The organism is Pseudomonas sp. (assembly GCF_033723075.1).
In the GTDB taxonomy this organism is placed as follows: domain Bacteria; phylum Pseudomonadota; class Gammaproteobacteria; order Pseudomonadales; family Pseudomonadaceae; genus Aquipseudomonas.
Map to the genome: position 1 here is coordinate 38,685 of NZ_JAWVXU010000027.1, position 6,091 is coordinate 44,775.

A 6,091-nucleotide genomic window follows, 5' to 3' on the forward strand; every position below is an offset into this window, starting at 1 on the left:
ACAGTCATTCCCTGGAGTATCCGCATGCATATCGAACATCACCCCCTGGTTCATGATTTCCCCGAGCAGCGTGCCGAGTTGCACGATTTGCGTCAGACCGACCCGGACTTCGCCCGTCTGGCCGAAGGCTACGAGGCGCTGGACAAGCGTATTTGCCGCATCGAAGATGGCGTCGAGCTATTGGCCGACGACGCCCTGGCCGTGTTGAAGCGCGAGCGCGTTGAGCTCAAGGACCAGGTGGCCAAGCGCCTCGCACCGCCTGCCGCGCAGTGCTGCGGTTGCTGCAAGGGTTGAGAGCGCGCCTTGTTTCGCTCGCCCGACGGAGCTCTTGCGACGGCGCTCGATATTTTCCCAACCTCTGATCCGGCTCCAGACAGGCGGCCGGGAAAGGCTATGATGCGGGCTTTCGTTTAGGGAGTCCGCCCCATGGCCAAGGCCAAGCGCATGTATGGCTGCACCGAGTGTGGCGCTACCTTTCCCAAGTGGGCCGGGCAATGCGGCGAATGCGGCACCTGGAACACCCTGACCGAAACCATGATCGAAGCCCATGCGGTTGCCCCCAGCGGCCGCAGCGGCTGGACGGGTCAGCAGACGCAGCTGAAAACCCTGGCAGAAGTCAGTGTCGAGGAAATGCCGCGCTTTTCCACCGCCTCCGGTGAACTGGATCGGGTCCTCGGCGGCGGTCTGGTAGACGGTTCGGTGGTGCTGATCGGCGGCGATCCGGGGATCGGCAAATCGACCATCCTGCTGCAGACCCTGTGCAATATTGCCCAGCGCTTTCCCGCGCTCTATGTCACCGGTGAGGAATCCCAGCAGCAGGTGGCCATGCGCGCCCGCCGCCTGGGCCTGCCGGAAGACAAACTCAAGGTCATGACCGAGACCTGCATCGAAAGCATTATCGCCACCGCGCGCCTGGAAAAGCCCAAGGTCATGGTGATCGACTCGATCCAGACCATCTTCACCGAGCAATTGCAGTCGGCTCCCGGCGGCGTGTCCCAGGTGCGCGAGAGTGCGGCCCTGTTGGTGCGTTACGCCAAGCAGAGCGGCACAGCGATCTTCCTGGTCGGCCATGTCACCAAGGACGGCTCGTTGGCCGGCCCGCGGGTGCTCGAACACATGGTAGATACCGTGCTGTATTTCGAGGGCGAGTCCGATGGCCGCCTGCGCCTGCTGCGCGCGGTGAAGAACCGCTTCGGCGCAATCAACGAGCTGGGCGTGTTCGGCATGACCGACAAGGGCCTCAAGGAAGTCACCAACCCGTCGGCGATCTTCCTCACCCGCGCCCAGGAAGAAGTGCCGGGCAGCGTGGTGATGGCCACCTGGGAAGGCACCCGGCCGATGCTGGTGGAGGTGCAGGCACTGGTCGACACCAGCCATATGGCCAACCCGCGCCGCGTCACCCTGGGCCTGGATCAGAACCGCCTGGCCATGCTGCTGGCCGTGCTGCACCGCCATGGCGGCATCCCCACCCATGACCAGGACGTGTTTCTCAACGTGGTCGGCGGGGTCAAGGTATTGGAAACCGCGTCCGATCTGGCGCTGATGGCGGCGGTGATCTCCAGCCTGCGCAACAGGCCGCTGGCCCATGACTTGCTGGTGTTCGGCGAGGTTGGCCTGTCTGGCGAGGTGCGTCCGGTGCCGAGCGGTCAGGAGCGCCTGAAGGAAGCCGCCAAGCACGGCTTCAAGCGCGCCATAGTGCCCAAGGGCAACGCCCCCAAGGAAGCGCCTCCAGGCTTGCAGGTAATCGCGGTAACCCGCCTGGAACAGGCGCTGGATGCGTTGTTCGACTGAAACCGTGCGTCCCCCCAGGCTCCTGCAGGAAGGGCGGTCAGTCCCCTTCGCCGAGCGCGACCAGTTCGCGCTCCAGCAGGGTTTCATCGCCGAGGTTGAGTTCCACCAGGCGCCGCAGGTGGCTGATCGAGTCGAGGTCGATATGCCGGCAGACGAAGCCGAGCAATTCGTCATGGGCGTGGGTCAGGACCACTTCCATCTGCACGCGGGCGTCATCGGAAAGTTGGATATTGGCGTTGAAGGGCTGATCGGGATCGCCATTCCACTGTTGCGGACGTTTGATCAGCAGACCTTTGAGCGATACGTCATGCAGTTCGACAGCCCAATGCTGCTCACCCTGAATGATCTCGGTGGGGGCGTCGAAGGCGATACGCTGAAAGCGTCTACGCTCGTTGCTCGTGTCGCTCATGCAAAAAACTCCTGCGCGGTTTTGTCCACTATAGACAAGGCGCATTGCGCTGGCTTGCTTTTACTCGGCCTTGATAGCCTTTGGCAGTAAAACTACAGGCGTATCTCCGGGCACCCAAAGGCGCGATTCTATCCGCGAAGCGTTGTGTGCCGAGCGATTCGCAGCTAAAGCGCATGCAATAGGTATTGGGTGCTCTAAAGCTGCATAGCATCCTGTGATTGTGCGGTATCGTGGCCGCGCTCAATGCGAATGTGTTGTATGCGTCGGCTCATCAATGATAGGCGCGGCCAACATCGGGTGGGCTTTCTGATCATTTTTGCTAAAGAGGGCGGCCGAAATTCAATTCGGCCTGCTGCAACCCGGCGTTAGTAGTCACGAATTTCGAGTAAATCTGCTTTGGGGGCAAGATGTCATCAGGAAGAGAGACAAAAGAGCTGGATGCTTACCTTGCACAAATGATGGAGGTCGAAATAGTCGATTGCCAGCGCAAATACCATGCATTGCGTGCCCGTATCGATGAGCTCATAGAAAAGGACGGCTGGTCCATCACCGGGCGCGAACCCGTTCGACTGGAGCGTGGTTCTCGCGTGCTTGTCGTGAATATGGGACGCCTTGTTGGCGGTTGATTATCGTTGGTGCCCGCGGCATGTGTGTGACACCAATTCTGGCTGGCTGTCATTGCACTGCTGAGCAACACGCCGCCCGAGCCGCCCTTTGGGCCCCCGAAAATACTGCTGTATTTTGAGCATCCCGTCATCCGGGTGTCACTCGCCGAAGGCAGTGCGGCATATGCTCTCCTGCGCGGGAACAAAAGCTGGCTTGGCTGACGCTGCGCTCCGCGCGGGTCACCATTCAGAACCCTATATCGGCTGAGAGGTTGTGAAAAAAACCCACCTACTGCGACCGCATCCAGACGCCCGCTGCTGACGTTGCGCTGCGAACGCCTGGAGACAGCCTTGCTACGGCGCTCGATATTTTCACAGCCTCTGAGCAAGCCTCGGCGCCTGGGGCAAGACACGCCCGATGTCCTTTTCGCGTTCCGGTCGGCATACCTGGGCCCGAGATGTCAGGAGCTGCTGCCATTGCCCCCCCCTCCATAGCCCGTAGCGGACTGCCCATCAGGTGTGTCCGTAATCATGCGGCACTGCACTGCGCCGAATACCGCACGCATCGTCTGGATGTCGCCGTGAAAAAGCGTTGTCTTCGTTATGTGTTGACGGCCAAACGCAGGGTGAGCTTTAGCCCACCAAGACCTCAATTTAGCCGCAGCAGGCGGAAGCGGATCGCCGTCCGGCCCACCCTCCAAGATAGAGGCTCAACAGCCAATCGGTACATGGCCAACACAGCCGGAGTCAAGCGCTGTGATGTCGCTAAGTCGTTGATATGTCATCAAATTGATATTTAAATGCCATCATCATGATGCCTTGATAGTGGCTTAACGATACTTTTTGGATGTCATGATGATGCCTTAAAGCCATTGCTTTAATGGCGCGGAGCTGGAATATTACCGGCCACTGAAAGCACTAACCCATCACAAGGCAAAGGAACAAAACCATGCAGATGTCCGCTGGTACAAGCAAACTGGAATGCACCCAACACGCGGTACCTGGCCGCAAATCGCTGCTGGCCTGCGCGCTGCTGGCGATACTGGCGGGTAATCAGGCTATGGCTCAGACGCTTACTGATATCGGTGGCACACCGATAGACCAGCTTGACGTTACTGGTATTTTTATTGATGACAGCGTCGGCGGCGTCCCTGGTAATGGGAATGAAATTAGCCTCGATGCTGCACAAGGAACTATTGATATTGTCGATGGTAGTGGTAGTACCACCTCCCTTGGCGGCGTCCAAAGCAGTTTCGGCGGTAACGTAGAAGTACTCAACGGAGGCTCACTCTCTGTCGAGGGGAATACCTCGGTCACCACGTTAAGCGCCACCGATGTCACGGCTGACAGTGTTACTGCCGCTACCGTAAATGGTGCCACTGTTAACAGTGCAACCATCGTAAATACTGGCTCTATTACTTCGGACACTATAAGCGCCACCGACGTCACGGCTAATACTGTTACTGCCGCTACCGTAAATGGTGCCACTGTTAACAGCACAACCATCGCCAATACTGGCTCTATTACTTCAGGCACTATCAACGCAACCGCCATCACTGGCGGAACTATTACCGGCTCACTGGATGCTGCCGGCAATAAAATTACCAATGTTGCTGCGGGTACTGTCGGTACAGATGCAGTTAATTACGATCAGCTAAGCGCTGTGCAGAGCGGCTACAACAGCCGGTATGACGAGTTGTCTAGCCAAACCAATGCTCGCTTCAACTATATGGACGGACGAATCGACAAGGTCGAAGAAGTTGCCAACGCCGGTATCGCATCCGTAGCCGCACTGGCGGCCATCCCTTCGCCGGCTCATGGCAAGCGCTTCAGCGTAGGTGCCGGTCTGGGTAACTACAGCAGCGAAAGTGCTGTCGCCGTTGGCTTCCGTGCAGCCATCACCGAGTCCACCTCTGTGACTGCGGGTGTTAGCCGCAATACTGCTTCCAAAACCGCAGCGAACCTTGGCGTTGGTTATAGCTGGTAAGGCGCGTTTCAGTTAGGCGGTCAGGCGCTGCCTGACTGCCATCAAACTCATAACTTTTGAATCTTGTTGCCCTTTCCAGTGACGGAGAGGGTGGAGAATGACATGACTGTGACTCTAAGCAATATCAATGCTTTTACCGGTGCCACTGAAGACCAGCATTACGCTATCAGTTACTCTTTACTTAAAATCCGTGCAAATGAGTCGTCCAATACAGACGGTTTCCTGCTCTCCGACGGCGCAGATGGCTCTCTATGGTACAAAAATGCGACTGGTGTATTTACTGAAGTGAGCTTCACCGCTGGTGACGTAGTGCTTCGTAGTGGCGGCTTGTACATTAATAACGTGCTGGTAACTGGCTCTGATGCCCGGCTTTACTGGCTCACCGATGAGTCTGTACAGGGTGGCAACGTCGCTGATGCGTTCCGCGTCGAGGCGGTTGCTACTGTCAGCGGTACTTGGGGGGGCAGCACTGCGCCTCTCTATGAGAGCAGCGGCGACCCCGTGTCCGTAAAGTTTAACAACATTACGCCCACTAATGACGCTCCTGTAACTGCTCCAGTTACCTTGGTCGCCATCGCCGAAGACAGCGGTGCGCGGTTGATCACCCAGGCCGAACTCCTTGGTCAGGCGGGTGACCCTGAAGACGATTCGCTCATTGCGACTGGCCTGGCTATTACTGCCGGCAATGGCAATCTGGTCGATAACGGCAACGGCACCTGGACTTACACCCCGGCTCAGGATGACGATACCCAAGTGAGCTTCGGTTATGTCATCTCCGACGGTGTGCTGACCACTGCTGGTATTGCCACGCTTGACATCACCCCCGTCGATGAGACTGTTACTAATCAGTCCCCAGTAGTTGCTACCCCGCTGGTTGTCGGCGCAAACGAAGGCAATGCCTCTTTCGTTATTAACCTGCTCGACGGCGCAAGCGACGCGGATGATGACTTTTTGTTTGTCACCAATCTCAGCTTTACTATCAACGGCCAGCCAAGTATCGCCTTGCCGCCGGGCTTCAGCCTGGAAGGCGACACGCTCAGTGCAGACCCTGCAAGCGAAGCTTTTGACTATCTGGCCGCAGATGAAAGCCTCACCTTCGTGGTGAGCTACACCATTGACGACGCCAACGGCGGCACTGTTGACCAGACCGCGACTATTACCATCACGGGCACCAACGATCTGCCGACCATCACGGGCGACGCCGTTGGCGCGGTGACTGAAGATGCAGCCACTCCGACCCTCACCGACACCGGCACGCTGCTCATCAGCGATGACGACACAGGTGAAGCCAGCTTCCAG

6 protein-coding genes are annotated in these 6,091 nt (G+C 58.0%); 5 read left to right on the forward strand and 1 reads right to left on the reverse strand.

Annotation, left to right across the window (positions count from 1 at the left end; all coding sequences use genetic code 11):
- Positions 1-24 precede the first annotated feature (24 nt).
- Together R3355_RS21995 and radA are read left to right on the forward strand one after the other, a co-directional pair.
- Positions 25-294, forward strand: coding sequence for a YdcH family protein (locus R3355_RS21995; RefSeq protein ID WP_318963209.1), 270 nt, complete (start codon positions 25-27; stop codon positions 292-294).
- A 132-nt stretch (positions 295-426) separates the two neighbouring features.
- Complete coding sequence (gene radA / locus R3355_RS22000; RefSeq protein WP_318963210.1) at positions 427-1,791, forward strand: DNA repair protein RadA; 1,365 nt, start codon at positions 427-429, stop codon at positions 1,789-1,791.
- Between the two features lie 37 nt (positions 1,792-1,828).
- Here the strand turns inward: radA and R3355_RS22005 are convergent, their stop codons facing one another.
- Positions 1,829-2,200: a PilZ domain-containing protein gene (locus tag R3355_RS22005; RefSeq protein ID WP_318950652.1), complete on the reverse strand. Its 372-nt coding sequence runs from the start codon at positions 2,198-2,200 to the stop codon at positions 1,829-1,831.
- Positions 2,201-2,607: 407 nt separating this feature from the next.
- Here R3355_RS22005 and R3355_RS22010 point away from each other — a divergent pair, with 407 nt between their 5' ends.
- The 3 genes from R3355_RS22010 to R3355_RS22020 all read left to right on the forward strand — a co-directional run.
- Positions 2,608-2,826, forward strand: a complete 219-nt coding sequence (locus tag R3355_RS22010) for a hypothetical protein (protein ID WP_318963212.1) — start codon at positions 2,608-2,610, stop codon at positions 2,824-2,826.
- Between the two features lie 928 nt (positions 2,827-3,754).
- Complete coding sequence (locus R3355_RS22015) at positions 3,755-4,792, forward strand: YadA-like family protein (RefSeq protein ID WP_318963213.1); 1,038 nt, start codon at positions 3,755-3,757, stop codon at positions 4,790-4,792.
- 102 nt (positions 4,793-4,894) lie between these two features.
- The coding region (locus tag R3355_RS22020) for a cadherin-like domain-containing protein (RefSeq protein ID WP_318963214.1) at positions 4,895-6,091 on the forward strand (1,197 nt) is incomplete at its 3' end.